The organism is Methylobacterium brachiatum, from assembly GCF_020523825.1.
GTDB classification, from domain to species: domain Bacteria; phylum Pseudomonadota; class Alphaproteobacteria; order Rhizobiales; family Beijerinckiaceae; genus Methylobacterium; species Methylobacterium brachiatum.
This window is the reverse complement of the sequence record NZ_JAJALK010000010.1, coordinates 168,752-195,510: the sequence shown is the minus strand read 5'-3', so window position 1 is coordinate 195,510 and position 26,759 is coordinate 168,752. Positions and strand designations below refer to the sequence as shown.

Here is a 26,759-nt window from a genome sequence, read left to right as displayed (position 1 = left end):
GATCGCCTGCCGCCCCTCTGGCCGGCCCGGCTTATGGCCCGTCGTCGGATCCGATGCATAGCTCACACCCCATCGCCCTTGGAACCGCCGGCTGGAGCCTGCCGAAGGCCCACGCCGCACATTTCCCCGAAGCCGGCAGCCATTTGGAGCGGTACGCGCAGCTTTTCTCCGCGGTCGAGATCAACACGTCCTTCTATCGACCCCATCGGGTGACGACCTACGCGCGGTGGGCCGCCGCGGTGCCGGACGGGTTCCGCTTCGCCGTGAAGGTGCCGCGGACGATCACGCATGAGCGGCGCCTGGTCGGCGCGGACGAAGCCCTGGATCGCTTCCTGGCCGAGGTGGCGGGCCTCGGGCCGAAGCTCGGGCCCCTGCTGCTTCAGCTTCCGCCGAGTCTGGCCTTCGATCCGGCATCCGCCGCGCCGTTTCTGGCGGGCTTCCGGCGGGCCTTCCCGGGGGACGTCGTCTGTGAGCCGCGCCACGCCACCTGGTTTGCGCAGGACGTCGATCAGCGCCTGTCCGACCTCGCGATCGCCCGCGTCGCCGCCGACCCCGCGCCGGTGCGAGGGGCCGGCATCCCGGGCGGCTGGCCGGACCTCATCTATTACCGGCTCCACGGCTCCCCACGGATGTACCATTCGGCCTACGAGCCGCCCGTCCTCACCCGGATGGCCGAGCGCCTGCACCAGCACAGGGCCCTCGGCCGCCGTGCCTGGTGCATCTTCGACAACACCGCGGAGTTTGCCGCCGTCGGGAACGCTCTGGAGATGCTCGCGCTCGCAACAGAGCGCGCCGTCATCACGGCCCGCTGATCCCGGAAGGAGGGCGATCCTCGACCGGGCTGATCCGATCCGCAACGTCGGTGCCAAGGAGAACCCGGAGCCTGCCTTAGCCGGATCGCGCGGCGCAACCGTGCCCGCCGCTCGCAGTTCCGTGCGCAAGTGGCGCGCCCTACGGGAATCGAACCCGTGTTTTCGCCGTGAAAGGGCCGCCACGAGGCAGAGAGGATAAAAGCGAACGCGGTAATCCGCTCAGCATACTGGCATTTCCCGTCTCCCGCTATCATAGTTGGTCGATCGGTCTGTGTGAGACGCTGTGTGAGACCAATCGATGGCAAAACCTAGCAGCTTCGACAGTGTCGCTAAGCGGGCCCGGCTTCCGCCGGCTAAGAACCCACGCTGGCAGGGTGTTTCAGGAGGGCGGGGCGGCGTTAGCCTGGGCTACCGCAAGCCTGCGCGAGGACCTGGCGCCTGGATCGTCAAGCTGGTGATCGATGGGAACCGCGTCGAGCAACGCCTCGCCCAGGCTGACGACCCTGGATCGGATCCAGACGCCCTCTCGTACCCAGCTGCGGTGACGGCAGCCATCGAATGGGCGCGCGCTCAGGTACGTCGTCTCGACGGCGAAGGGGAGGGGGGTGGTACCGAGGTCCTAAGCGTCCGCACCGCAGTCGAAGCTTATGTCGCCGCCCGCTCAGCGCGTGCTCCAGCGGCGGGGAGGGACGCCGAGAAGCGCCTCGGCAAGCACGTCCTCTCTGATCAGGTCTTCGCTGATACGCACCTCGCGAAGCTGAATGCTAGCACCATCCGGGCTTGGCGACAGCGCCTATCGGGCGAGTTGCAACCCACCACCGTCAACCGTCTGCTGAACGACCTGCGCGCCGCTCTCAATGCAGCCGCCGAACACCATCTTCGCGCGCTGCCGGCCACGCTCGCCGCTGAGATCCGCACCGGCACGAAGGCAATCTCAGCAGGATCAAGCGCGCGCAAGCAGATCCTGCCCGACGCCGAGATCCGGCGCCTGGTCGACGCGGCCTTCGTCGTTGACGAGACCGGCGATTTTGGGCGGCTCGTGCTGGTCATGGCCGCCACGGGAGCTCGCCATTCGCAGGTCGCCAGGATCACCGTGGGCGACGTGCAGGCCGCGCGTGGTCGGATCATGGTGCCACCCTCGAACAAGGGCCGCGCTGGTAAGCGTCCGACGCCCATCGCTGTGCCGGTCGGAGCCGACGTGATCGAGCGTTTGCAGCCCGTCCTCGCCGGCCGGCGCGGGCACGAGCCGCTCCTGATGCATTGGCGGCATCGACAAGTCGGGCCCGTCACCTGGGAGCGGGTCGATCGAGGGCCTTGGGCCACAGCCTCGGCGGCGTTGCGCCTATGGGACAGGGCTCGGACCCGGGCCGAGGCGCCCCCCGGGACGGTCATGCTGTGCCTGCGCCACAGCTCGATCGTGCGGGCGCTGAGCGCTGGCGTACCGGTAAGGCTCGTCGCGGCACTGCACGATACCAGCGTGCAGATGATTGAGGACCACTACTCCGCCTACATCGTCGAGGCGACGGAGGAGATCGCGCGCCGAGCCGTCACGCCCCTGGCACCGAGCCCAGTACCCACGCTGCAGCCTGTCGACGGAGCCGCAGCATGAAGATGGCGCGGAAGCTCGCGAAGACCAAGCGCACCGTAAATGGGAAGTATCTAGGGCGTCCGGTCAAAAAATCGAAGAACGCTGCGCCGGTGATCGAAAAATCTTCTCTCAAGGCAAAGCCAGCTCGAATGAAGCTTTACCTTAAACGTCTCAGGAATCCAGAACTCGTAACACACCCGATTACAGGTGAAACGGTAAGGCCATTTGGGCCACCGAAGCCGGTCTACGAGTGGCGCGAAGCTAAGCCTGGACGGCCGCCGGTGTCGGACTTTGTCGCTCTCTTACGCATCATAAAAGTCATTCAACACACCGGACAGCACGGGTTCTCAGCTGCTGTCGCCGAGCAAGAGCCACATCGCAAAATAGATGCCGTCAAACAGGAGTACAGGCGTGAGCGGCGAGCCATGAGGCGTCGCGCGGAAGAAAATTCATGATCGAAATTTTTCACGTACTTTCGACTATTTTTCAATGACTTAGGCCAATCGAGTTTTTGTCTGCGCCTCAGGTCTCTGTCTGCCGGCTATGGTCATGTCGTCCGACAGATCAGACGAGGCAGATCATCATGACCCGCTCACCAAGACCCGCCGAGCGACGTGATGCCATCCCGTGGCAAAAGCGGCCGCACCTCCGCATGGACGTCGCCGGCGATGTCACAGGGCTTTCCCGCACGACGATCTATCGGCTGGCATCGGAAGGTCGGCTGAAGCTCAAGCGCCTCGCCGGCCGGGTTGTCGTCGAGACTGCGGGTGTCTTGAGCCTCGTTGAGAACGCCGAGCCTTGGAGGCCGGGAAACCGCGGCGCCGCGGCACGGGCAAAGCGATCCAATGCGGCGCGCATGGCCCTCCGATGATGAAGAGTAAAACGCCTGGGCAGATGCCCACCTCTGCTCGCAGCGCGGTCGCCGACCGTATGCGCCTCCTCAAGCACATGCGCGCCGGACAAAGCGTGTCCGTTCTAGACGTTGCCAATTTCCTTCGCTGCCGCGCGAACCACGGCGAGGAGTGGATTGGCGAGGAGATCGTCGAGGTCGCTGGAGTAGCCCACAGCCTCAATGAGGAGGTCATCGTCACGGCTAGCTTCGTCACGCTGACCCTGCGACTACAGCAAGGTGGGAGCGATCGATGAGCGTCGCCTTCCACACCGGTTTGCCGCGCTCCCGGCTCGACACAGCGCTCGCGTTCGCGCCGGATCACATGCGCCCGATCCTGCTGGCCGTGCGCGACCACGGCGTCGCCTGGGCGACGATACCCCAGCACGCCGGCCGGTTTGACGTCCCCAAGACCAAGCCCTTCATCGCGATCATTGGGGACGACATGCACACAGCGATGGGGCCGGCCGGCTTCCATCCGAAATCGGTCCGCCGCCTGATCGCCCGATCTCGCGTCGTCGCCATCGTTGCCGCCGCACCCTTGAAGATTGCCTACGAGGAGGCGGTTAAGGCCCCTATCGCGTTCGGATCGAACGGCCTCGTCATCGAGACCCGCCCTGAGCGCGAACTAGAATGGGTCGGAATGGTGAGGGCTGAGAACCCGAACGCCGCGCTCATCCTCGTCAGCGTGAGGGAGACGGCGCAGTGAATGCCCGCCCCTCCGATCATAGCGTCAGCATGGTCGAGCACGCCCTCATCTATGCCCGCCACGGGATCCCAGTGCTCCCCTGCAACCCAGCGACCAAGCAGCCGCTGGTCCCGCGGGACGAGGATGCGAACGGCAACCCGATCCCCAAGACCGGCGGCCTCTACAAGGCGACTTGCGACGAGGCGCAGATCCGCGCGTGGTGGCGCGAGCACCCGCACGCCATGATCGGCCTGCGCACCGGTCCTGAGTCCGGCTTGTTCGCCATCGACCAAGACGTGCCGAAGAAGCCGGGTGACCCGGACGGGGTAGCGGCCTGGGAGTGGGTAACCGCGGCGCACGGCGATGTGCCCACGACCCATACGCACATCACCCCCAGCGGTGGCCTCCACCTGCTTTTCGCGTACCCGGAGAGCATCACCATCACCAACAGCCGCGGCGCCCTGCCACCTGGCATCGACGTGCGCGGAATTGGCGGCTACATCATCGCCGCACCGAGCCGGAGGGCGGACGGCCGGGAGTACCGCCTCGCGCAGCCCGAGCACGCATTCCAGTTCGCGCGTGTCCCGGACCGGCTGCTCGACCTGCTCAGGAAGGCGGAGCCGACACCTGCATCCAAAGTATCGCCCCGCGCCGAAGTCGCGCCTGAGCATGAGCCCGACGCGAGATCGAACGGAGGTCGCTCCCGCGCAATCAACGGCGACGTGCCCGACAGCTACATCCTTCGTGCTGTCGAGGAAGAGTGCGCCGCCGTCGCTCAGGCGCCGCGGGGCCAGCGCAATTCGGTGTTGAACGTTGCCGCGTTCAAGCTCGGCACCTTCGTCGGCGCCGGTCGCCTCGACGCCGGCACGGCCACGCATCGTCTCCTTGAGGCCGCGGTCACTAGCGGCCTCGTCCAAGACGACGGCCAGCACGCTGCCCTCGCGACAATCGAGAGCGGGCTGACCTCCGGCGCCGCCAAGCCGCGCGCGTTTCCTGAGCGCAAAGTACGCTCCGGGGCGCCCGTCCAGAACCGTGAGGAGCGCCGCAGTGGATCTTCTGCCACAGACGGAGAAGATGGGCTCGACGACCTCCCCACCATCCGTGTCGTCAACGGCGAGGTGCCGCGCGCCGTCACCGAGACAGAGCAGGCGATCCTCGCGGCGGACGTGCCGATCTTCACCCGCTCCGGCAGCCTCGTCCGGCCGGTGATCGAGGCCGTTCCGGCAGCGAAGGGGCATCAGACGACGGCGGCGCGCCTCAAGCCGATGTGCGTGCACAGCCTCGCCGACCACGTCGCGCGAACCGTCCGCTACCAGCGCTTCGACGGGCGGTCGAAGGACTGGGTGACGATCAACCCACCGGCCGAGATCATGACCGCGCTTCTCGCCCGCGACGGCGATTGGCAGCTGCACCCGATCGCGGGCATCATCACCACGCCGACCCTGCGCGCGGACGGCACGATCCTCGACCACCCCGGCTACGATCCCGAGACTCGGCTGTTCCTCTCCCTGGATCGGGACTTTCGGATGCCGGCGATCCCTGAGCATCCGAGCCGGGCGGACGCCGAGCTTGCGCTGCAACTCCTGGAAGACCTGCTGATCGGCTTCCCATTCGTCGGCCCGGTCGACCGCGCTGTGGCGCTGTCGGGCATCCTCACTGCGCTGGTACGCAGCGTGCTGACCACCGCCCCCCTCCACGCGATCCGCGCCTCCACGCCGGGCACGGGCAAGAGCTACCTCGTGGATCTCGCCAGTACTATCGCCACCGGACGGTGCTGCCCGGTGATCGCGGCCGGCAAGACCGAGGAGGAGACCGAGAAGCGGCTCGGCGCACTGCTGCGCGAGGCGGTGCCGATCGTGTCGATCGATAACGTCAACGGCGAGCTCGGCGGCGACATGTTGTGCCAGCTCACCGAACGGCCGCTCGTGCGGGTCCGGATTCTCGGCAAGAGCGAGGCGCCCGAGCTGGAGTGCCGCGCGACGGTGTTCGCCACCGGCAACGGCCTGATCCTGGTCGGCGACATGACCCGGCGCACCGTGCTCTGCACCCTGGACACCAAGGCCGAGCGCCCCGAGCTTCGCGGTTTTGACTTCGACCCGATCGACAGGGTGATGACCGATCGCGGCCGGTACGTCGCGGCCGTGCTCACGATCATCAGGGCCTACCGTGCCGCGGGCGCACCGAAGGTGTGCGGTCCGGTCGGCAGCTACGAGGACTGGACCGAGGCGGTGCGCGCGCCGCTGATCTGGCTCGGCCAGCCGGACCCGTGCGCGAGCATGGAGACTGCGCGCGAGGAGGACCCCGAACTGTCCGCCATCCGCGAGCTATTCGGTCACTGGCAGGAGCAACTGGGGCTGTCGAGCGGCTTCACCACGAACACGATTATCAAGTCCGCGTGCGAGAAGGCGCCCTCCAGCAGCCTCCATCCCAATCAGCAGGAGTTTCTGAGGCCAGAATTCCGCGACCTGCTGCTGCGACAGGCCGGCGACGGCGGCGCGGTCAGTAGCCGGCGCCTCGGCAAATGGCTGGCACGCATAAGCGGGCGCGTGGTCGACAGCTTGCGCATCGAGATGAAGGTCGACGGCAGCCACGGCAACCGCTTCTCGCTCTGCGCGATCGATCCCGCCACGAGCGGTCCACGATGACGGCTAGCATCCTGACCATGGGTGATGCTTCACGGGGGTTTTGGGGGTTTTGGGGGGTTCCTATGATCATTACGCGGGAAGAAGCAGCGACAGTTTCTTGTATAGAGGTAGAACCGACCCCCCAAACACCCCAAACCCCCGTCTGCTGAGTGTATGGTCGGTCATGATCACCACGGCCGACGCTCGGGGCCCGTTTGTCCCTGACCTCGAACACGCCGTGTGCATCGCCCGACTGCGCTGCTGGCGCACGAGCGCCCATCTATCTGTCGGTCTGTTCGACCGCACCTTCGAGACCCTGCGCCAGGTCGACGCCGTAGCGGCGGTCGCCCCGATTCCGCCGCGCGAGGCCATGCGGAAGCGGTGGGCTGCGGCGAACGACGGGGCGCTTCGGGGACCAGCCGACAAAACATCCGCTTGCCGGCGAGACGGCGGGCTGACCGCCATACCTCACGAGGTCGTACCATGAAACGACGATTGCCGGGCACGAACGACCGGCCGAGGCAGCCACACCCCTGGTCATCCTCGACCGAATTCCGCGCCATCGCCAACGCGGCGCTGCGGCGGTTCAACGCCGAACGGCACCTGCACCCGATCTGCGGTGCGATGGCCAAATCGACCGGTGAGCCCTGCCGGCAGATCCCAGCAAAAGGCCGGAAGCGGTGCAAACTTCACGGCGGTGCCACGCCGCGCGGCGACGGACCAGCTGGCTGGCATACACCAGGCTTCCCCAGTGGCCTGCCAACAGGCAAGCCGCGCAGCGACGCCTACAAGGCCTGGAAACAGCGTGAGAAGCGCGCTCGGGTTGCGGCTATGACGGCGGATGAGCGTGCACGCTACGAGGAGTGGCAACGGACGCACAAGCCCGGCAGCGCGGCGGAGCGAGCGCATGTGCGCCGCAATCGCGAGGCGCGCCGGTGGCTCGAGACGATTATGCGTGAGCCACCCTCTGCGCCGACGCCGGATCGAGCCGAACTCGAGATGCTCCGGGCGAGGCTTCAGGCTCACATCGCGCAGCTCGACGCTGAGATAACGGAGCCCACAGAGAACGAGACACCAATCAGTGGGCTGTTCGACTGAAACGCTCAATGGCCAAATGGCTTTGGGCAGACCATCGAGCATCAGACAAAATGTCCGACGCGTCACCGCTCAAAGCGCATCTGAGCTGCACAAATCCTATCATCAAGCTCGAAGCACCCCGTGCAAGTTCAGCGTCACAGCGCGATCGCCTAGCCAGCACGACGTTCGGCCTGACGCTGTGCGATCGCACGGCACTCGGCTCGGCGCTCCTCGTCATACCTCGGCTTTAGTCTCTCCCAGACAGCACTCATACGCGCGTCTCGACTTTTTGGTGGAACGAATGGCAGAGCCGCCCATTCGTCCAGCACCCAGTTAGCGAAATAGATCACCGCGCTGCGATCATCCCGCATTTTAGTTGTTTTCCTGCGGCTACGCCTGCCTTCGACCCAATGTATGTAGTATATGCCATTATCATGTTTCCTAAGAAATGGCATCATTGCTCACATCCTTCCAATCAGCAAAACGAACCGACTGCATGCCCAATAAACAACACAAATTACACCTCAAGTCAAATAAGACACTTTGTCTGATATCGATGGCTAGTCATCAGACAGATCAGACAGATGAAATACGCGGAACTTCATACAGCGTGTGCTTATGTGAAACTGGGCAGCACTCCTGCATATTCCAGAATCGGCAGGGGAGGGCACCGGTGCGATCAGCCGGCTATAAGCTTTTGCTGGCTGAGGCGCCCAATTCTCTTTCGGGCGCAAGGCGGCTGCGCAGCCTTCTTACGGCGGTTGGAGTCCATCTACCGCCTCCGCTTGGCGTAGGTATCCCTTCGCACTCTAATGCGGCCGCAACAGCGCGCAGCGACGCTACACCGGTCGGATCGAGGCGCGCCAGAATTGGCGCAAGAGCCTCGGCTTGAGCGTTGGCCTTGCGTCCGCGGGCAGCACGAGCCTTGGCTGTGTCCGCGGCCGTGCCCGCCCGGCCTCTGAAACCTCCAAGCGTTTGACCTCGCGCTCTAGCGGCCGCGAGAGCAGCTTTCGTCCGGGCAGAGATCATCCGCCGCTCCTCCTCGGCGACCACCGCCATGATGCCCACAGTCATCCTGTTCGCCGCAGGCATGTCGCACGCGACGAAGTCGACGCCGGCTTTGTGCAGGCCGAGCAAGAAATGCGCATCCCGGGCAAGCCGGTCGAGTTTGGCAACCACAAGCGTGGCGCGGTGGGCGCGACAGAGCGCAAGGGCACGGGCCAATTCCGGCCGCTCACTGTTCGCGCCGCTCTCGATCTCGACTACCTCGGCGACCAATTTCCAGGCGCCACCATTGAGGTAGTCAGCAACGTCTGCGCGTTGTGCTTCCAGTCCGAGCCCAGACCGGCCCTGTCGATCGGTGCTGACGCGTAGGTAGGAGATGAAGCGGCTATGGGCCATCAGCTACATGTATCACTCTGTGCAACGGACATTGCACAGAGTGATACAGGGAAACTGTCTGTCAATGGCGCTTAGGTGAGCGTTGCACCTTTGAGGGTGGCTCTATCCCGGGGCATGCCCCCTCCCGGTATACCCACGCAGCAGCTCTGTCAGCGCTCGCCAGACACGTCGACAAAATTGCGCTCGCGAGGGCGATCCGGACAAAATGTCCGCATCGTGATCAGCATCTCAGCGCAGCGGCAATTAGAAATGATTAGGTTTGGCCGAAAGCGGCTCGTCCGCTTCCGGCGTTCAAACGGCAGAAGCGGGCCTTCATTGCGGCTCAGTCGACCTCCATGTGACTCGAAGCGGAACATGAGCGGCGGCAATCGTGGGGCCCGCTTCCCAACTCGAAACAGACACTTGTCCAGTTTACTTCGGCCCGTGCCTGCGCCTCAGGCGGCACGCCGACACTTGTCCCCAGGTGAGGACTTAAACGCCGAGGATAACCGTTGTAGGGGCCAAGCGCCGGATACAGTTCGCCTGCGGTCACATCCGCTCTACTGGCCCGCCCGCTTTCTCTAGCGCGGAGAAGCCGCCGGCTACGTGAGCGACCGGGCCGATCCCCATGTCCATGAGCGTCTTGGCAGCCAGCGCCGAGCGATTACCCGAGCCACAGTAGAGCAGCAGCTTTTTGCCACCTCCGAGTTCGGCCCTGTGGGTCGGGCTCGACGGATCGGCCTGGAACTCCAGGAATCCGCGCGGCACGTGAACCGCTGCTGCGATCTTGCCGGTTTTGCTCAGCTCCTCGCCCTCGCGCACGTCGACGAACACCGTGTCCGGCTGCCCGAGGCGCGCCAACGCCTCCTCGGCCGACAGGGTCTCCACCGCGCGGCTCGCCTCAGCCACCAAGTCCTTCGCGCTCTTCGTCGTCATGATCGTCTCCATCACTCGCCCCAAACCGCGCCGTCGAGCGCGTTCAGCGGGATCTTCAGGTACCGCTTTCCGTTCGCCTCGGGTTCGGGCAGGCGGCCGCCCCTGATGTTGACCTGCAGCGAAGGCAGGATGAGCTTCGGCATCGGCAGCTCACGGTCGCGCGCCTCGCGCATCCGCACGAACGCCTCCTCGGTCTCGGTCTCCGTCAGGTGCTTGTTCTCGGCCCGCTGCCGCGCGACGGTGCTCTCCCACGCCGCCGCCCGCCCGCCCGGGCGATAGTCGTGTCCGGTGAACAGCCGCGTCTCGTCCGGCAGGGCCAGGATGCGCTGGATGCTACGCCAGAGCACGTGCGCGTCGCCGCCCGGGAAGTCGGCCCGCGCCGAGCCGCTGTCGGGCATGAACAAGGTGTCGTGGATGAAGGCGGCGTCCCCCACCCGGTAGGCGATGGAGGCCAGGGTGTGGCCCGGCGTGAACATCACCTCGACGTCGAGGTTGCCGATCCCGAAGCGCTCGCCGTCGGCGAAGAGGCGCGACCACTGTGAGCCGTCCGTTCGGAACGTGTCGGGCAGGTTGTAGAGCCCCTTCCAGAGCCGCTGCACCGCGACGACCTTCTCGCCGATGGCGGTCGGGACGCCGGTCCTGTCGTGCAGGTAGCCGGCCGCCGAGAAGTGGTCGGCGTGCGGGTGCGTGTCGAGGATCCACTCCAGCGCGTAGCCCTCACGTTCGATATGGGCGAGCAGGGCGTCGGCGGACCGGGTGGCGGTCGCGCCGGACTTCGGGTCGAAGTCGAGCACCGGGTCGATGATGGCGCAGCGCTTCGTGTCGGGATCCGCGACGACGTACTGGATGCTGCCGGTCGGCTCGTCGTGGAAGCCCGTCACGATGGGCCGTCCGCGCAAGGGCGCGGTGGTCTGGTCCGACATGAATCTCCTCCGTCCGGGTTCAGGTCGCCGCGCCGAGGAGCGGTAGCGCTCCGCGGGCGACGACATAGAGGCCGACCAGGATGACGAGGCCGGCGAAGGTGATGGTCAGGGCGCGCTTGTGCGCGGCGAGGCGCTTGCCGAGGCGGGCGCCCGCGACGCCGCCGAGCATGCCTCCGAGGATGAACAGGCCGGCGAGCGGCCAATCGATCAGGCCGGAGGCGGCGTAGCTCGCCGCGGTGGCGGCGCCGAAGGCGCTGACCGCAACCAGCGAGGTGCCGATGGCCATCGGCAGGGGCATGGCCGTCGCCAGCATCAGGCCCGGCACGATCAGGAACCCTCCGCCGATGCCGAAGAAGCCGGAGAACAGGCCCACGGCGAAGCCGATGCCGAGCAGCCAGGGCAGGAGCACCGGGGCGCTCTGCTTGGTCAGGCGCACGTCCGGATCGCCCGCGCCGCGCCGCTTGCGCAGCATCATACCCCCGACGACGAGCATCACGACCCCGAACAGGGCCAGCAAGCTCTGCCCAGCGACCGCCTTGGCCGCCGCCGAGCCGGCGAGCGCACCAAGGACACCGGCGAGCGAGAACACCGCCGCGCACCGCCACTTCACCATCCCGGCGCGCCAATGCGGGACGAGGTTGCCCGCCGCACTGGCCGAAACCGCCAGGGCGCTCGTGCCGATGGCCACGTGAGGCGAGCTCACCCCGACCACGTAGGTCAGGAGCGGAACTGCCAGGATCGAGCCCCCTCCGCCAACGAGGCCGAGGATCACGCCGACGACCCCGCCCGAGCCGGTCGCGAGGCCGGATGTCAGCAAGTTGGGCATCACGCGTCCACTCCCTGCACCGCCGAGGGCTTCGAGGCCGCCGAGGGCACAAGGCGGAACAGCAGCATGCCGACGACCATGGCGGCCACGAAAGTGGCGGCCTGGGCTGGAACGACCGTGAGGATGGTCAGCGCCGGCCCGGGGCAGAGGCCGGCAAGACCCCAGCCCACACCGAAGATCGCGGCACCGGTGATCAGGCGCGGATCGAGATCGCGCCGGGTCGGGATCTCCAACCGTGGCGCAAGCAGCGGCCGGCGCCTGCGCCTCGCGATCAAGTAGCCAGCGGCCGAGACCGCGACGGCGCCCGCCATGACGAGGGCGAGGCTCGGGTCCCAACGTCCGGTCACGTCGAGGAAAGCGAGGACCTTGGCCGGGTTAGCCATGCCGGAGACGAGCAGGCCGAGCCCGAATAGCAGGCCGACGGCAAAGGCGGAGGCGATCTTGGCCATGGCTCAGGCTCCGAGCAGGCGACGCGTGACGAGGACGGTCAGGATGGCGACGGCCATGAAGGTGCCCGTCGCGACGAGGGAGCGGGGTGAGCCGCGACCGATGCCGCAGACGCCATGGCCGCTGGTGCAGCCGGCCCCAAGGCGCGCGCCGAACCCGACGAGCAGGCCCGCGAACACTAGGAGCGGGAACGAAGTGGCAACCGTCACCGGCGGCAGGCTGCCTCCCAGGCCGGCATAGACCAGCGGCGCCAGGACCAAGCCGGCCAGAAAGGCGATCCGCCAGCCGGTCTCTCGTGACGGCCGGGCGAGCAGCCCACCGAGGATGCCGCTGATGCCGGCCACGCGTCCGTTGAGGAGCAGGAACACGGCTGCGGAGGCGCCGATCATGAGGCCGCCGAGGGTAGCGCTGAGTGGCGTGAAGCCGTCCATGGTGATCTCTCCCGAGCTGCGGCAGCGGCAAACCCGTGGGCGCCGCATGATCCTCAGGCCACTTCCGCGGTTGTCGTTGGACGGGTGGCCCCCCCGCACTCAACCGCAGCAGAATTAGATGATGCTTAATTAGATATTTCTAATCTAACGTCAAGAGGGAGATGGCCAATGATCCCCGGAACGGCGAAGCGGGTCCCGCTTCACACAGGCGCGCACGACAACCAGCGCATCGCCGCCGACCTCAATGCCAGTGTCCGCTGGCATGCCGAGCACCCGCAGGCCATCGGTCGCCGGATACGCGAGCTCGACGCGGAGTGGGACATCGAGCGGACACTGGAGGCCAATGCCGCGACGCTGGCGCTCACCGGAACCGTGCTGGGCATGACCGCCGACCGGCGCTGGCTCGCCCTGCCGCTGGCGGTGACAGCGTTCCTGCTCCAGCACGCCGTTCAGGGCTGGTGCCCGCCCTTGCCGGTGCTTCGGCGGCTCGGCTTCCGCACGGCCCGCGAGATTGAGGTCGAGCGCAACGCTCTGAAGGCGCTCCGGGGCGATTTCGGCCCCATCGGACCGGGCCCGGGCGACCACGACACCCGGGCGGGTCACGCGCTCATGGCGGCCAGGCTCTGATGGTAGGACGCCGGAACGGCCTCGCCTTCTCGCCGAGCTAAAGGTGGATGTAGTCGAACCCCATGCCCTGCAGGCGCGCCAACTCGGCGACGCCGCTCGGCACGATATCGTCCTCGCTCACGCCGTAGAGAGCGCCGCGGTCGATTTTCCGTTCCCTCAACGTGTTGGCGCAGACCAGGAACCTGACGCCCGCGGCCCGGAGGGCATCGATGCGTCCGGCAAGATCCTTGTTGTCCACGGCAGACTGGAGGAGCGCGACCCCGTCGCGGAGGCTCACCACGCGTATGTCGACGTGCTCCTTGCCTACGGCCTCCACATGGTTGCGCAGATTGCCGAGCAGGTGTTCGAAGTAAGCGGTACCGTCCGGACCGCCCCCACTGTTGTGATAGACCACCTTCTGGTCCGCGTAGTACCCGGCCGGCGCTGCCGAGCCGGCCGGGGCGGCGCCCGCTCCGAGGTCGCGAGCAGGACCGCGCGCATTCGGCTCCTAACGACGGTCGTCGTCGGGCTCTCCGTCGTCAGTCTGCAGCTCCGGAGCCTTCGGGTGGCCGGCGGACAGGCTGTCGAGCCGCGCGTGATCGAACCCGTCCTCAGGCTCCGGTCCGGCGGACGTGCCGCTCCCGACGCTGCCCGTCGTCTCCGGCCCGACCCGGCGCGCGGCGTCGAGGGTGCCCCGCGACCCGAGCACCACGACCTTCGTGCCGATGGGCACGCGCCGATGCAGGTCGATGACGTCCTGGTTCAGCATGCGGATGCACCCGGAGGAGACCGCCTCGCCGATGCTCCATGGCTCCGTGGTGCCGTGGATGCGGTAGAGCGTGTCCTTGCCGTCCTTGAACAGGTAGAGCGCCCGGGCTCCGAGGGGATTCCTCTCCCCGCCCGGCATGCCGCCGGCCCAGCGCCGATTCCGTTCCGGGTCCCGGCGGATCATGTCGGGCGTCGGCGTCCAGCGCGGCCAGGTGGCCTTGCGGGCGATCGTTGCCTCGCCGGTGAATTCGAAACCCGCCTTGCCGACGCCGACCCCGTAGCGCATCGCCTTGCCGCCCTCCAGGACGAGGTAGAGGAACCGCCTGTAGGGATCGACCACGAGTGTGCCGGGCGGCTCCTTCGTGGGGAAGTCGACCACCTGACGGACGTTGCGGGCCTTGAGGTCGCGCGGATCGACCGCCTCGACCGGGAACGGCTCGTCCGTGATCGTCGCGTACCGGCGCACGGCATCCGGCGCGATGTGTGGCCTGGCTCCGGCGACACGGGCTGGCGCCCCCATCGAGGCCGTGCAGGCGCCGAGTGCCGCGGCGAGCGCGATCAATGCCGGGAGACGCAAGGCCCGCCGCATCACGAGCGGCCCCTGGCGCGCGCCTGGGTCACAGCCTGCTTGAATCCGTCAAAGTCGAGGGCCGCGGCCACCTTCAGCGGGCCGATCAGGAAGACGGGCGTGCCCTGCAGGCCGAGAGCATCGGCTTGGTCTAGGTTGCGCTGGAGCAGAGCGGCGATCTCAGCCTGATGGGTTTTCCGGTCCTCTTCCAAGCGGGCCATGTCGACGCCCGCGGCGGACACGGCTTCCAGCATCCGCTCCTTCGGGATCTTATGGCCCGGAATGGCCATGAGCGCCCGATGCACCGCGTCGTAGCGGCCCTGGTACTTCGCCGCGAGGGCGAGCTGGGCACCGTAGACGGAGGCGTCGCCGAGGATCGGCCAGTCCTTGTGGACGAGGCGGATCCGTCCGTCCGCTTTCACCAGCCGGAGTAGGTCGGGCTCGGACTTCTTGCAGAAGGGGCAATTGTAATCGAGGAAGGCGACGATGGTCAGGTCGCCCTTCGCGTTGCCGGAGACAGGCGCCTCGGGGTCGTTGAGGATGGCATTCGCGTCGATGCCTTCGGCGAAGGCTTGGCTCATGCCCGGCGGTGCCAGCAGGGTCGGCGCGAGCGCGGCGGCGGGCAGAAGGGCGAGCAGGGTCCTGCGGTCCATGACGGTCTCCGTGGGGTTGTCAAAGGCGGCTGGCTCAGGCGCCGACCAGGGCGAGGCGGCGGGTCAGGGCCTCGACCGTGAGCTCGCCCTCGGTGCGACCCTCCCGCACCTCGCCCCCGTCGGGGCGCATCAGGATGAGGGTCGGCGGTCCGACGACTTCGAAGCGCCGCATCAGGGCACGCGTGTCGGCGTCGTCGCGGGTGACGTCGGCCCGGATAACCGAGACGGCCTTGAGCCTCTCGCGGACCCCGGAATCGGCCAGGACCGTCCGCTCATTCGTCCTGCAGACGGTGCACCAGTCGGCGGCAAACTCGATGAGCACCGGCTTCCCCTCGGCACGTGCGGCCTGGAGGGCGGTCTCGAATGCGGAGACGGAGGAAACCGTGCGGGCCTCGGTGGCCCGACCCACCTGCGGAAAGCCGAAGCCGGCGAGCGGTCCGAGGGGGGCGGATCCGCCCGCCGCGGCGCCAACGACGAGGGCGCAGCCGTAGGCGACGGTCACGATCCCCGCCGTCCTGCCCACGCGCGCCGGGATGCCGCTCGTGGCAACCGCCGCGACCGACAGCCCGAAGCCGATGGCGAGCGCGCCCCAGAGCAGGAGCGACAGCCCGTCCGGCAGCAGGCGGGTGATCAGCGAGACCGCGAGCGCCAGGAAGACGAAGCCGAACGCTTGCTTGGCCCGCACCAGCCATGGGCCGGACCGCGGCAGGACACCGGCGCCGAACGTGCCGACCAGCACGAGCGGTGCGCCCATCCCAAGGCCGAGCGCGAACAGGGCCAGCGCGCCGCGCAGGACGTCGCCGGTCTGGGCGACGTACAGGAGCGCGGCGGCGAGAGGCGGCGTCACGCAAGGCCCGACGATCAGGGCCGAGCTGAAGCCGAGCAGCGCGGCGCCGAGGATCGATCCCCCTTTCGCCGCGGGCGCGCCACTCCGGCGATCTCGCCACCAGCGCGGTGCCTGGAGGTCGAATAGACCGAACATCGACAGGGCGAGTGCGGCGAAAGCGGCGGCCATGAGGCCGAGGGCCGGGGGTGTCTGGAGGGCGACCTGCAGGTTGCGACCCAGCCATGCCGCCGCGACGCCGAGGCTAGCATAGGCTACCGCCATGGCGAGGACGTAGCTCCCGGACAACACGAGCCCCCGCCCTGGCGTGAGCGCTTGGCAGGAGCGGACCAGCATGCCCGACAGGATCGGCACCATCGGCAGCACGCAGGGGGTGAACGCCAGGAGGAGGCCGAGCCCGAACATCCCCATTAGGACGCCGGTCAGGTTGCCGACGAGGAAGATGGCAGGTCCGGCGGGAAAGACGCCCGGGCGCGAGGCCGTCGTGGCCGTCCCGCCGGGAGGCTCGGCGGCACGGACGGCTTCGCCGCCTGAGGGTGCATCGGCGTTTGCAAGGGCGGCGAGGTCCAGTCGCTTTGTGACCGGCGGGTAGCAGATGCCCCCCTCGGCGCAGCCCTGGAAGGTGACCCGCACCTCCCGCAGGCTGGCGAGCGCTGTGCCCGGAACGATGGCCTCGGCCGAGCCGTGGTAGACTTCCGTGGGCCCGAAATTCGGATCGTCCTTGGTCTCGCCCGGCGCGGTGCTGACGGGAAGCTCAAGGCCGGCCCTGGCTTCTGCCCCGATCTTGTCCCGGTAGAGGTAAGTGCCGGGAGGAATGGTCCAATGCAGGCGGAGCGAGAGGTCGGCTTCGCGGGTGGCGGTGAGAGTGAAAGGCGTCCGCCGGGCGGACTGTTCCTGACACTGCCCCGGCGACCAGAGGGCCGCGCCTGTCCAGACGAGGATGGCGAGACCAATGTGGGCGAAAAGGTTCGGCATGAGCGGGCGGGGTCCGGGATCGGATCGGTCCGCCGCGGGTCGGAAGCGCAGCTTAAGCCAGGCTTAAGCCAAGCTCGGAGGGTGCCGGACAGCCAGGGAGACATGCATGCGCATTCTCGTCGTCGAGGACGACCACATCATCTCGGACGGCCTCCGGGCCGGCCTCGCCATGAGCGGCGCGACGGTCGACTGCGTCGCCACGTGCGCCGACGCCGATGCCGCCCTCGCGGCGAGCCGGTTCGGTGCCGTTGTCCTGGACCTGATGCTGCCGGACGGTTCCGGCCTGGACGTGCTGCGCAGCCTGCGCGGCCGCGGTGACCGAACACCCGTCCTCCTGCTGACGGCCCGGGACGCCGTGGCGGACCGGATCGCGGGGCTCGATGGTGGAGCTGACGACTACCTCAGCAAGCCCTTCGATCTCGACGAGCTCTCCGCCCGGATCCGCGCCGTCGTGCGGCGGGCCTCGGGACGAGCGGCGGCGAGCCTGGAGCACGGCGGCATTAGGCTCGACCCCGGCACCCTGACCGTCACGGTCGACGGGGCGACGGTCACCGTCTCCCGGCGCGAGTTCATGGTGCTGGCGGCCCTCATGGAACGGCCGAGCGTGCTGCGCTCGAAGTCCGAACTGGAGGACCGGCTCTACGGCTGGCAGGAGGAGATCGAGAGCAACGCGGTCGAGGTCCACATCCACAACCTGCGCGCCAAGATCGGCAAACACGCCATCGAGACGGTTCGCGGCCTCGGCTATCGCATGAGGGCCGTCGCATGAAGTCGCTGCGCGTCAGGCTCTTCGCCATCCTCCTGCTCGCGACCGGCCTGATCTGGCTGAGCGCCATGGCGTGGATCTACCTGGGCTCCCGGCGCGAGGTGGAACGGGTCCTCGACAACCGCCTCCAGGAAGCCGCGCGCATGGTCAGCTCGCTCGTCGGTGCGGTGGGCGGCCCGGATTCGGACGGGACACCGCGCACGTTCCAGGCCCCGATGTCCTACGAACGGCAGCTCTCCTGCCAGATCTGGTCCATCGACGGTCGGATGGTGGCACGGTCTAGCGGCGCCCCCGAGCGGCGCCTGAGCGATGCGCCGGCGGGCTTCTCAGAGCGCGAGGTGGATGGCGAGACCTGGCGGGTCTTCACCGTCGAGGAGCCCGAGAAGGGGGTCCGCGTCATGGTGGGCGACCGCCTCGGCTTGCGTGAGCGCCTCGTCACGGACCTCATCATGGGCCTGCTCGCGCCGGCCCTCCTCATCGTCCCGCTGCTCGGCTTGCTGATCTGGGTGAGCCTGGGGCGTGGCCTCCGCCCCTTGCGGCTGATGGCCCGAAACCTGGCGGCACGGGACGCCGACGACATGAGCCCCATCGACGCCGCACTGGCGCCGACGGAAGTGCGTCCCCTGGCCGCCGCCCTTAACGCTTTGTTCCTTAAGGTCGAAGCGGCCCGTCGTCACGAGCGGGACGTGACAGCCTTCGCCGCGCACGAGCTGCGTACGCCGCTGACCGGCCTGAAGACCCAGGCCCAGGTGGCGCTGGCCGCCACGGACCCGGACGTCACAAGGGCCGCGCTCCGCCAGATCATGGCGGCGGTGGACCGAACCGCGCATCTCGTTCGCCAGCTCCTCGACGCCGCCCGGCTCGACGCCGCCACGGAAGCCCGGCCGTTGACGGATGTCGAGCTGGGCGCGCTGGTCACCGAGACCGTGAGGACCATGCGGACGCCGCCCGGCATCCGGACCGTCATCGATCCCGAGCTGCGGGGCTTCACGATCCGCGGGGACCCGGACAGCCTGCGCCTCGCTGTCAGGAACCTGCACGAGAATGCCGTGCAGCACATGGAGACCGGGACGATCGAGTGGGGACGGCGACCGGAGGGCGGGGGCGTCTTCGTGCGCGATGAGGGTCCAGGCATTCCAGACGAGGAATTGCCGCACGTGACGAAGCGTTTCTTCCGGGGACGCCATAAGAGTGCGACGGGGAGCGGTCTCGGGCTGGCCATCGCGGAACTGGCGTCGCGCCGGAGTGGATTGAGCCTGCAGCTCCGCAACCGGTCTGACCGGCCGGGGCTTGAAGCGGAGATCTTCCGAGGCTGATCGCGCTCGTGCGCTCAGCCGAGGTTCGGACAGAAGATATCCTTTAAGGTCGCGAGCACGCGCGCCGCCCGCGGATCCTCCAATCGGTAGTAGAGCGTCTGGCTCTCTCGCCGGAACGCCACGAGCCCGTCTTCGCGAAGCTTGGCGAGATGCTGCGACAGGGCCGACTGGCTGAGTTCAACGGCCTCGGCGAGACTGGTCACGTCCATCTCGCCGCGCGCGATCAGCAGGCAGAGGATGAGGAGGCGCTTCTCGTTGGCGAGCAGGCGCAACAGCCGCGCCGCATCGGCCGTCTTGTCTTGGAGGTGCAGCAGGTCGGAGGGCGTCACGGCATCCACGCGGGCATGTCCTATAAATTAGCATTGACTTATTTAGAATAATCTAACATATAAGGCCAGCGACGCTCTATTGCCCCTGGTAGCTCGAAAGGAGAACGAACGCCCCTCGACGAGTGCCCTTCACGGCGAGCCAACCGCCTGAACCTCGCGAAGGAAACTCTGGCCGCCCTAAGAGCCTGCTGTCCTCGAACCAGGTGACCGCTCGGGCAAGCCGGGCCGCCTCTCGCTGCGTGAAGAGGAATAGCGTCAGTCACCCGCCCATCTGCGTCGAGCCGATGCGCACCCAAGCGTGAGCGGTGCTTCGTTCATCCAAATGGATCACTTCCTATGACCCTGCCCCTCACCAATGCCACTGTCGTCATCGTTGGCGGTGGTGCTGGCGGCCTTGCGACCGCCGCGAGCCTGCTTCGGCGCCGACCCGATCTCAACGTCACCGTGATCGAGCCGCGTGACACCCACTATTATCAGCCTGGCTGGACCTTGGTCGGCGGCGGCATTTTCGACCAAGCCAAGACTGCCCGGGCGATGGCATCGACCCTTCCTACTGGCGCCAAGTGGCATCAAGCGGCGGTTGCCGGGTTTGAGCCGGCGCTGAACCGGCTCAGCCTGACGGACGGAACGCGCATTGGCTATGACGCCCTCGTGGTCGCGCCAGGCATCGAACTCAACTGGGATGGGATTGAGGGCCTGCGGGACACCTTGGGCCAGAACGGTGTCACGTCGAACTATTCGTTTGATTTGGCTCCCTATACCGACCGGCTAGTGCGAGACCTTCGTGGAGGCCGGGCCTTGTTCACGCAGCCGCCGATGCCGATCAAGTGCGCGGGCGCTCCCCAGAAGGCCATGTATCTGTCCTGCGACCGCTGGCGCCGAGCTGGCCGCCTCGAAGACATCGATGTGGAGTTCCATTCTGCCGGCGCCACCCTGTTCGGGGTCGAGCACTTCGTGCCGTCCCTCATGCGCTACATCGAGCGCTATGGGATCGATCTGAACCTGACATCGACCCTGACGGCGGTAGATGGTCAGGCCAAGCGGGCCCGATTCTCCACGAAGGATGCCGACGGCACTCTCCGTATCGTCGAGCGCGATTTCGAGATGCTGCACGTCTGTCCGCCTCAGCGGGCGCCAGGCATCATTCGAGAGAGCGAACTGGCGGATTCGGCCGGCTGGGTCGAGGTCGATCCCGGCACTCTCCGTCACCGTCGATTTGGCAATATCTTCGGCTTGGGCGACGCCTGCTCGGCTCCGAACGCGAAGACGGCGGCCGCGGTGCGCAAGCAGGGGCCGGTTGTGGCAGAGAACCTGCTCGCCACCCTCGACGGTCGCGCTCCTGCCGCCATCTATGACGGCTATGGGTCCTGTCCTCTCACCGTCGAGCGCGGGCGGGTAGTGCTCGCCGAGTTCGGCTACGGAGGCAAGCTGATGCCGAGCTTCCCCGCGTGGCTGATCGACGGGACGAAGCCGAGCCATTTGGCGTGGTTCCTGAAGGAGCGGATGCTGCCGCCGATCTACTGGAAGGCCATGTTGAAGGGCCGCGAGTGGCTGGCGAAGCCCCGCAAGGCCGAGGAAGCTGCCTGAAGCTGCTCTCCCTCGCAGGCGAGGCAATCCAGAGCGGCGCCCCGGGCTGCATGCTCCACGTCACCGGGGCGCCTCGCGTTTCCCTCGCTTGCGACGGAGAGAGCCCTGATGAAGGACATAGTGGGAATGTGTCGCCGTGCGCGGCCTGAGCGGCGACGCGAGGGACCGGCGCCCGGTGCCTCGCATACCCGTCGATGCTCCCGACCGAGGGCTGACGCGAAGGGGACGTCACGCTTCCTGGCTGAACAGAGAACGAAGAAGGCGCCGATGGATCCAGCCGAAACAACACGTGACGCGGTACTTCCCGGCGCCCTGCTTCTCGTCAATGCCGACAGACAAGGGGCGATGATGCTCGCCGAGGCTCTCCAATCGCGCGGGTATCCCGTCACGACCTATGAGAGGCTTCCCGAGACCCTCGACGACCTATCGGCCCCGGTCCCTTCGGCGGCGGTCCTGGACTACAGCAGTCTCGCGGGAGAAGCCGCCTGCGCAGTTCGCGCCCTTCGCGCACTCAGTCCGGACATTCGGATCATCCTCCTGTCGCATATCGCCTCGTTGTCAGGCGCCGTCGCCTGCATCAAGGCAGGTGCCGACGAGTTCCTGACCCAACCGGTTTCGGCCGACGAGATCGATACCCTGGTACGGACAGGGTATGGCTCGGCGCCGCTGCCTAGCGTGACGAGCCTAGCGGAAGCGGCCCGCCTGCACGCGCACGCAACCTTGCGGGGCGTCGAGAACAACCTGCCCGCGGCCGCGCGCTTGCTGAGGGTCAGGCCCCTTACCCTGCGGCGCCTTCTCGAACTGCCGGAGCCCGGCAGCGCCGATCTCGCCAGGCGCAGGCCCTGTTCGGCAGGCGATCCGCGTTGAGGCGCGCCACCACCTTATCGCTCGCCACCTTCTATCGGCTCCGCGCGACGGTGGGACCGCCGCCAGCTGGCTGGCTCGTCGAAGACGCCGGCCCACAGGCCGACCCGCAGGCCCCACGCGACGCCTTCCGTCGCCGCATAAGCCCCGGTGACGTCGCGGAGCGCGAGCGCATGCCCCTGCGCCACCATCCACGCCGAGAGGTCGGTCTCGCCAACGTGGCAGACCGCCGTCAGTCGGTCCTGCGTAGCACCGCCCTGCGGCGTGCAGGACACCGGTGTCGTTCCGATCCGCTGCCGAAGCGCGCCGGCCGCTGTCTGCCCGCACCGGTATTGGCTGCCATCGGCCCGCGCGCAGACCTGTTCGGCCTCGGGGGCGTCGATGCCATACAGATCGATGCGGCGGCCCTGCAGCTCAAGCGTGTCCCCGTCCAGAACCTTCGCGGCTCCGGTCAGGGTGTCGCCAGCACAGGCGGGGGCGGCGGTCAGGAGGATCGCGCCAACACAACGCAGCCTGGCGTCTCGTCCCCACATCCGGCTCATCGCGAGTGCGCGCTTCGGTACGGCCACGCTATCGGGGCCTTTTCAGCAGCCGCGCGATTCCCGCCGCGAGCGCGTCATCGGAGATCGCCCCCGTATGCATATCCGCGAGGGTCCCGTCGGCACGCAGGAACAGGGTCAGCGGGATGCCGCGGGTGCCGTAATGGCGAGGAACCTCCATGCCCCTGTCCAGAAGCACATGCGCGAGCGAGAGCTTGCTCGCGGCGAGGTACGCGCGAACCCGGTCGGCGCTTTCGCCCTGGTTGACGAAGACGAAGGCGACCGCCGACTCGGCGGCGGCGGCCTGAGCGAGCGACGGCATCTCGCTCCGGCACGGGGGGCACCACGTCGCCCAGATGTTGACGACCGCAGGACGGCCGCGCAGGTCGCTGATGGCGAGCGGCTCCCCTTCGAGCTGCTCGAACAGCGTGTCGGGCGCGGCTTGGCCGAGCGTCGCCGCGGTGAGAAGGCTGATCACCCGCCAGACGAGTAGTCCGCCACCGGCGGCCGCTGTGCCGGCCGCCACAGAACGCCAAGAGCGCAGGTAGATGGCGCTGACCGGCGCGAGCCCGAGAAGCCCGGCGCCGGGCTGAAAGCCGCCTTGCCACACCGCCAGCGCACGCCAGGGCGCAGGCGCGAAGGACGGCCAGTTCTCCCAAACATAGCCGAGCCGCGCGCTTGCCAGGGCCGCGACCACGGTCCACGCCGCCCAGGCATACAATCCCCGGCCGAACCGCGGAGCGAGGACCGACGCGGCCGCCAGGTACGCGCCGATGCCGGCCACGACCGCGAGACGTTCAGGGTCAAGGACCAACGGGCCGAGTGAGATCGCGTTCACGTCGCCTGGAGCTCACTGATCAAGGATGGATTTCGGCGAAGCCGTCTTGCTGCAGCTGCACCAGCCGAAGGTTGGCGCCCGAATTGACCAGCACGCCGGGAATAAGGTCGGCATTCACCCACCCGTTGTTCCGGGCCGTCTGGCCGCATTCCTCGAATCGAACACCCTGCTTCTGCAGATCCAGGATCTCGTCCTTGTACGGGTTGCCCCGGTTGGTCTTCCGAGCCCTGTTGTAGGCCGCATCATCCAGCAAGAGGTACCCGATTGCTCCGTGGAAGACGGCTATGATCTCCAGCTTCGCCCCGGACGCTCGATAGTTTTTCAGCATCAGTTGCATGTATGTTAGTCCAATCGACTGATCGCCGTTGAACGCCAGATGGTCCATGTTGAAGGCCACGCGGCTGTCCCTGACCTTCACGGGAACGTCGATATGAAGCCCGCTGGCATTGAGATCCTGTGCGAGGGCTGGGGTAGAAAGCGGGATCGTGATGGCAAGATGAATGCAGGCCATTGCGCAGGCGGCTAAGTTGCGTTTCATGATCAGGTCCTTCGGCGAATGTGCGGATGTCGCAATGTGGGGCGTTGTGGGCGGGGAATAGCTCAGCAAACCGGCTCGCCGCAGACGCGCCCCGCGGCGATGATCTTGGAAAGCGATTTCGATCCCGGATAGCCGGTGATCCCGCTGTTCCCGAGCACGAAGGCCGGGGTCGCCGACAAGCCCAGATCGGCGGCGGACTGCATCTGCCGGTTGAGCATCGTCTTGACCTCGGCGCTCTCAGCCCGCTGACGAAGCAGTTCGCGATCCACGCCGAGCTCGACGCCAATCCGCAGCGCGCGTTCGCCGTCGGCGGGTCCCGACATCGCCATCAGCCGTTGCTGGAGCGCGTATGCCAGGCTCGATCTCTTCAGGCTGAGCATCGCCAACGCGACCTTCGCCGACTCGACCGAGCGGGGCGAGAGGACAGCGTTGTTGATCAATCCCAGACGAAGATCGGGAGTCTGACGTAGAATCCGGTCGATGTCTTTGGCGGCGCCGCGGCAATAAGGACAGTTGTCGTCGTAGAATTCGTAGAGCGTCAGCGCGTCGTCGCGCGAGCCGGCCCAGATGATACTCGGAAGGCCGGCGAGCTCACCGGTCAGCTCGCCGGGCAATCTGGTGTTCCGGACCGGGCCGCCATCGTCGCCATGCAGGTCGTACCAGAAGTCGTCCGCCCAGGCAGAGGCATCGACGATGAGGGACCCCACCACGGCACCGAGGGCCAGCCGCAAAGTCTGTCGCCGGTTCGGAGGCAGCATGGAATTCACCCCTGGAACGCCTGCCGTCGGGTCGCGACAGCCACCGCTCAGCCGGGTGACCGGGAGGGCTGGTTGCCGAAGCGCCGAGACGTCGAACGGGGCTCGGCCTGCAAGCTTAAGTGACGCTTAAGTGAGGAGAGGGACGGGGATGACCCAGGTGTAGTCCCCGTGCGCCATGCGCGTCAGGATTCGACCATCGCGAGGCGAGTGCGGGCACCTGGGTCCTGGGGTGCTGCCAGCGGTATCCCGAAGGGGTCGGTCGCACAGGGTTGCAGAGATGGGCCTCTCCTTGCCAAGCGACCGGTCGGATGTCATCGGCCCGCGGCGAAGGTGGCTGGCTGCCGCAGGTCGCCAAAGCAGCGGCCGCCTCGTCGCATCTGCCCACGCAGTCGGCGGGTGTTCCGCCGAAGGTCAGCCCGTTCTCCAGGATCGGATCGTCTTCCACGACGAGGAGCGCATAGGTATTGCCTCAAGACGACGCTATCAGGCCGTCTTAAGCTTGGCTTAAGCGGAGCGGTGAGGCTGGCGAGATGTCTTCCGACCTGGCCGGAAAGTAAAACCGAAGACGCGGGAGGGGTCGATGGGACTGAAAGGCGGGAAAGCCCGCATCGCTCTCGGAGGGCTGATGGTCCTTCTCGCTGCCAGTCCAGCTTGCGCCATCGACGGCAGCGAGATCGCGCGGAACGGCACGCAGACCGGCGCACCCGCCTGTGCCGCGTGTCACGGGGATGACGGGGGCGGGAGCATCGAAGGTGGCTTTCCCCGCCTCGCCGGCCTCTCTGTCGGCTATCTCACGCACGAACTCGACAGTTTCGGCGACGGTAGCCGGGAGAACGAGACGATGGGCGCCATCGCCCAGGCCCTGACGTCGGACGAGCGACGGGCGGTCGCCGCCTACTACGCCGGACTCCCCGCACCGAAGGCGGCCGAGGCCTCTGCCCCGGACGGAGCCATATCTTCCCGCGGCCGAAATCTAGCGGAGACGGGCGATTGGTCGCGAGGAGTACCCGCCTGCGGACAATGCCATGGTCCGGCGGGACAGGGCGTCGGCGCCGCCTTCCCTGCGCTTGCCGGCCAGCCGGCCGCCTACCTCATGGCACAACTCTCCGCCTGGAAGACCGGAACACGCCACAACGATCCGCTCGGGCTGATGAAGGGGATCGCCGACAAGCTCAGCGACCAGGACGGGGCGGCCGTGTCCGCCTATTACGCCGCCCTACCGGCTTCACAGGTCGGAGACAGCCGATGAGCCTCACGAGACACGGCGCGGCGTCGCTGGCGACTGTCCTGGCCCTCGGACTTACCTTGGCCTTGCCGCAGATCGGCGCGGCAGGGGCCGATCGAGAGGGGGCTGTCCCCCCGTTCGTACCGCCGCCGGATTCGGCGATCCCCGATGACGACCTCGGCAAGGTCATCCGGCTCGGCGAGCACATTTTCCACGATACGCGCAACCAGGCTCCAGCCTTCGTGGGCAACGATTTGCGCTGCACGAACTGCCACCTTGACCGAGGCCGTCTCGGCCACTCGGCCCCTCTCTGGGCCGCCTACGTGACGTATCCGGCCTATCGCGCCAAGAACCGGCACGTGAACACCTTCGCCGAGCGGCTTCAGGGCTGCTTCCGCTACAGCATGAACGGCAAGGCGCCGCCGCTCGGCGATCCCGTTCTGGTCGCGCTGGAAAGCTACGCCGCCTTCCTCGCCCACGGCGCTCCCGTGGGGGTGAAGCTTCCGGGCCAAGGCTATCCGAAGCTGACCAAGCCGAAAGGCCTCGACATCCCCCACGGCCGGGAGGTCTACGCTGCGAAATGCGCACTGTGCCACGGGGAGAACGGCGCGGGCCAAGCGAGTTCTGACGGGACGCTCGTCTTCCCGCCACTCTGGGGCGGCAGGTCCTACAACTGGGGTGCGGGGATGAGTTCCGTCGTCAACGCGGCGGGCTTCATCAAGGCCAACATGCCCCTCGGCCAGGGCAACAGCCTGACCGATGCCGAAGCCTGGGACGTGGCGGCCTACATCGACAGCCGCGAGCGCCCGCAGGACCCACGCTTCACCGGCGACCTCGCCGCGACGCGCGCCGCCCATCACGACAGCCCTTACGACTTCTACGGGCAGACCGTGGACGGCGTGACGCTCGGCGCCCAGTCCTCGCCCGCTGGGACGGTGGCGCGCTGATCCGTCGTCGGGGTCAG

At 67.4% G+C, this 26,759-nt stretch carries 28 protein-coding genes and 1 pseudogene; 14 read left to right on the top strand and 15 right to left on the bottom strand.

All coding sequences use genetic code 11. The features are described from left to right. Window positions 1-53 precede the first annotated feature (53 nt). The 7 genes from LGR69_RS21385 to LGR69_RS21355 all read left to right on the top strand — a co-directional run bounded on the left by LGR69_RS21385 (window position 54) and on the right by LGR69_RS21355 (window position 7,699). Window positions 54-812, top strand: coding sequence for a DUF72 domain-containing protein (locus LGR69_RS21385; RefSeq protein WP_230367256.1), 759 nt, complete (start codon window positions 54-56; stop codon window positions 810-812). Between the two features lie 454 nt (window positions 813-1,266). Beyond that, window positions 1,267-2,421 carry a tyrosine-type recombinase/integrase gene (locus LGR69_RS21380; RefSeq protein ID WP_230367255.1) on the top strand — a complete coding sequence of 385 codons (1,155 nt, stop codon included), beginning with the start codon at window positions 1,267-1,269 and terminating at the stop codon, window positions 2,419-2,421. Then, window positions 2,418-2,855: a hypothetical protein gene (locus tag LGR69_RS21375; protein ID WP_128754987.1), complete on the top strand. Its 438-nt coding sequence runs from the start codon at window positions 2,418-2,420 to the stop codon at window positions 2,853-2,855. The genes LGR69_RS21380 and LGR69_RS21375 overlap by 4 nt, the downstream gene beginning before the upstream one ends. Before the next feature lie 412 nt (window positions 2,856-3,267). Beyond that, entirely contained in the window at window positions 3,268-3,546 is a 279-nt protein-coding gene (locus tag LGR69_RS21370; RefSeq protein ID WP_007562648.1) for a hypothetical protein, read from the top strand. Then, on the top strand, window positions 3,543-3,998 hold the full coding sequence (locus LGR69_RS21365) for a hypothetical protein (protein ID WP_007562649.1): 456 nt from the start codon (window positions 3,543-3,545) through the stop codon (window positions 3,996-3,998). The genes LGR69_RS21370 and LGR69_RS21365 overlap by 4 nt, the downstream gene beginning before the upstream one ends. Window positions 3,999-4,027: 29 nt before the next feature. Then, window positions 4,028-6,622, top strand: a complete 2,595-nt coding sequence (locus tag LGR69_RS21360; RefSeq protein ID WP_052311416.1) for a bifunctional DNA primase/polymerase — start codon at window positions 4,028-4,030, stop codon at window positions 6,620-6,622. 462 nt (window positions 6,623-7,084) lie between these two features. Then, window positions 7,085-7,699 carry an HGGxSTG domain-containing protein gene (locus tag LGR69_RS21355; RefSeq protein WP_128754988.1) on the top strand — a complete coding sequence of 205 codons (615 nt, stop codon included), beginning with the start codon at window positions 7,085-7,087 and terminating at the stop codon, window positions 7,697-7,699. A 666-nt stretch (window positions 7,700-8,365) separates the two neighbouring features. Here LGR69_RS21355 and LGR69_RS21350 read toward each other — a convergent pair. The 6 genes from LGR69_RS21350 to LGR69_RS21325 all read right to left on the bottom strand — a co-directional run bounded on the left by LGR69_RS21350 (window position 8,366) and on the right by LGR69_RS21325 (window position 12,621). Next, window positions 8,366-9,079 (bottom strand): recombinase family protein, encoded by a 714-nt coding sequence (locus LGR69_RS21350; protein WP_081496966.1) that lies wholly within the window; start codon window positions 9,077-9,079, stop codon window positions 8,366-8,368. 528 nt (window positions 9,080-9,607) lie between these two features. Beyond that, on the bottom strand, window positions 9,608-9,994 hold the full coding sequence (locus LGR69_RS21345) for a rhodanese-like domain-containing protein (protein ID WP_007562652.1): 387 nt from the start codon (window positions 9,992-9,994) through the stop codon (window positions 9,608-9,610). An 11-nt stretch (window positions 9,995-10,005) separates the two neighbouring features. Then, the gene (locus LGR69_RS21340) at window positions 10,006-10,917 is read right to left on the bottom strand and encodes an MBL fold metallo-hydrolase (protein WP_007562653.1); all 912 of its coding nucleotides are present in this window, start codon (window positions 10,915-10,917) and stop codon (window positions 10,006-10,008) included. Window positions 10,918-10,936: 19 nt separating this feature from the next. Beyond that, entirely contained in the window at window positions 10,937-11,743 is an 807-nt protein-coding gene (locus LGR69_RS21335) for a sulfite exporter TauE/SafE family protein (protein ID WP_007562654.1), read from the bottom strand. Continuing rightward, window positions 11,743-12,192, bottom strand: a complete 450-nt coding sequence (locus LGR69_RS21330) for a DUF6691 family protein (RefSeq protein ID WP_007562655.1) — start codon at window positions 12,190-12,192, stop codon at window positions 11,743-11,745. Before LGR69_RS21330 ends, LGR69_RS21335 begins: the two co-directional genes overlap by 1 nt. A 3-nt stretch (window positions 12,193-12,195) precedes the next feature. After that, window positions 12,196-12,621, bottom strand: coding sequence for a YeeE/YedE family protein (locus LGR69_RS21325; protein WP_007562656.1), 426 nt, complete (start codon window positions 12,619-12,621; stop codon window positions 12,196-12,198). 168 nt (window positions 12,622-12,789) lie between these two features. On the opposite strand from LGR69_RS21325, the gene LGR69_RS21320 reads away from it, so the two are divergent. Beyond that, window positions 12,790-13,248 (top strand): DUF2892 domain-containing protein, encoded by a 459-nt coding sequence (locus LGR69_RS21320; RefSeq protein ID WP_007562657.1) that lies wholly within the window; start codon window positions 12,790-12,792, stop codon window positions 13,246-13,248. A gap of 37 nt (window positions 13,249-13,285) precedes the next feature. Here the strand turns inward: LGR69_RS21320 and LGR69_RS21315 are convergent. The 4 genes and pseudogenes from LGR69_RS21315 to dsbD form a co-directional block, all read right to left on the bottom strand. Next, a pseudogene (locus LGR69_RS21315) lies at window positions 13,286-13,728 on the bottom strand (DsrE family protein). A gap of 7 nt (window positions 13,729-13,735) precedes the next feature. Further along, window positions 13,736-14,584: a L,D-transpeptidase gene (locus LGR69_RS21310; protein WP_007562659.1), complete on the bottom strand. Its 849-nt coding sequence runs from the start codon at window positions 14,582-14,584 to the stop codon at window positions 13,736-13,738. Beyond that, window positions 14,584-15,216: a DsbA family protein gene (locus LGR69_RS21305; RefSeq protein ID WP_007562661.1), complete on the bottom strand. Its 633-nt coding sequence runs from the start codon at window positions 15,214-15,216 to the stop codon at window positions 14,584-14,586. Before LGR69_RS21305 ends, LGR69_RS21310 begins: the two co-directional genes overlap by 1 nt. Before the next feature lie 34 nt (window positions 15,217-15,250). Further along, window positions 15,251-17,035 (bottom strand): protein-disulfide reductase DsbD, encoded by a 1,785-nt coding sequence (gene dsbD / locus LGR69_RS21300; protein ID WP_007562663.1) that lies wholly within the window; start codon window positions 17,033-17,035, stop codon window positions 15,251-15,253. A gap of 106 nt (window positions 17,036-17,141) precedes the next feature. On the opposite strand from dsbD, the gene LGR69_RS21295 reads away from it, so the two are divergent. Together LGR69_RS21295 and LGR69_RS21290 are read left to right on the top strand one after the other, a co-directional pair. Then, on the top strand, window positions 17,142-17,804 hold the full coding sequence (locus LGR69_RS21295; protein WP_007562664.1) for a response regulator: 663 nt from the start codon (window positions 17,142-17,144) through the stop codon (window positions 17,802-17,804). Beyond that, window positions 17,801-19,117 (top strand): ATP-binding protein, encoded by a 1,317-nt coding sequence (locus tag LGR69_RS21290; RefSeq protein ID WP_007562667.1) that lies wholly within the window; start codon window positions 17,801-17,803, stop codon window positions 19,115-19,117. Before LGR69_RS21295 ends, LGR69_RS21290 begins: the two co-directional genes overlap by 4 nt. A gap of 14 nt (window positions 19,118-19,131) precedes the next feature. Here the strand turns inward: LGR69_RS21290 and LGR69_RS21285 are convergent, their stop codons facing one another. Then, window positions 19,132-19,455, bottom strand: a complete 324-nt coding sequence (locus tag LGR69_RS21285; RefSeq protein WP_007562669.1) for an ArsR/SmtB family transcription factor — start codon at window positions 19,453-19,455, stop codon at window positions 19,132-19,134. Window positions 19,456-19,782: 327 nt separating this feature from the next. On the opposite strand from LGR69_RS21285, the gene LGR69_RS21280 reads away from it, so the two are divergent. Further along, on the top strand, window positions 19,783-21,033 hold the full coding sequence (locus LGR69_RS21280) for an NAD(P)/FAD-dependent oxidoreductase (RefSeq protein WP_007562671.1): 1,251 nt from the start codon (window positions 19,783-19,785) through the stop codon (window positions 21,031-21,033). 267 nt (window positions 21,034-21,300) lie between these two features. Continuing rightward, complete coding sequence (locus LGR69_RS21275) at window positions 21,301-21,900, top strand: response regulator (RefSeq protein ID WP_165486552.1); 600 nt, start codon at window positions 21,301-21,303, stop codon at window positions 21,898-21,900. Window positions 21,901-21,914: 14 nt separating this feature from the next. On the opposite strand, the gene LGR69_RS21270 is transcribed toward LGR69_RS21275, so the two are convergent. The 4 genes from LGR69_RS21270 to LGR69_RS21255 all read right to left on the bottom strand — a co-directional run bounded on the left by LGR69_RS21270 (window position 21,915) and on the right by LGR69_RS21255 (window position 24,570). Beyond that, window positions 21,915-22,466: a thermonuclease family protein gene (locus tag LGR69_RS21270; RefSeq protein WP_007562675.1), complete on the bottom strand. Its 552-nt coding sequence runs from the start codon at window positions 22,464-22,466 to the stop codon at window positions 21,915-21,917. A 1-nt stretch (window position 22,467) separates the two neighbouring features. Further along, entirely contained in the window at window positions 22,468-23,274 is an 807-nt protein-coding gene (locus tag LGR69_RS21265; RefSeq protein ID WP_007562678.1) for a TlpA family protein disulfide reductase, read from the bottom strand. 19 nt (window positions 23,275-23,293) lie between these two features. After that, entirely contained in the window at window positions 23,294-23,812 is a 519-nt protein-coding gene (locus LGR69_RS21260) for a DsrE family protein (protein ID WP_007562681.1), read from the bottom strand. A 62-nt stretch (window positions 23,813-23,874) separates the two neighbouring features. Beyond that, complete coding sequence (locus tag LGR69_RS21255; RefSeq protein WP_007562682.1) at window positions 23,875-24,570, bottom strand: DsbA family protein; 696 nt, start codon at window positions 24,568-24,570, stop codon at window positions 23,875-23,877. A 625-nt stretch (window positions 24,571-25,195) separates the two neighbouring features. Here LGR69_RS21255 and LGR69_RS21250 point away from each other — a divergent pair. Then, window positions 25,196-25,819, top strand: a complete 624-nt coding sequence (locus tag LGR69_RS21250; RefSeq protein WP_230367254.1) for a c-type cytochrome — start codon at window positions 25,196-25,198, stop codon at window positions 25,817-25,819. Further along, window positions 25,816-26,742 (top strand): c-type cytochrome, encoded by a 927-nt coding sequence (locus LGR69_RS21245; RefSeq protein WP_007562687.1) that lies wholly within the window; start codon window positions 25,816-25,818, stop codon window positions 26,740-26,742. The genes LGR69_RS21250 and LGR69_RS21245 overlap by 4 nt, the downstream gene beginning before the upstream one ends. Window positions 26,743-26,759 lie beyond the last annotated feature (17 nt).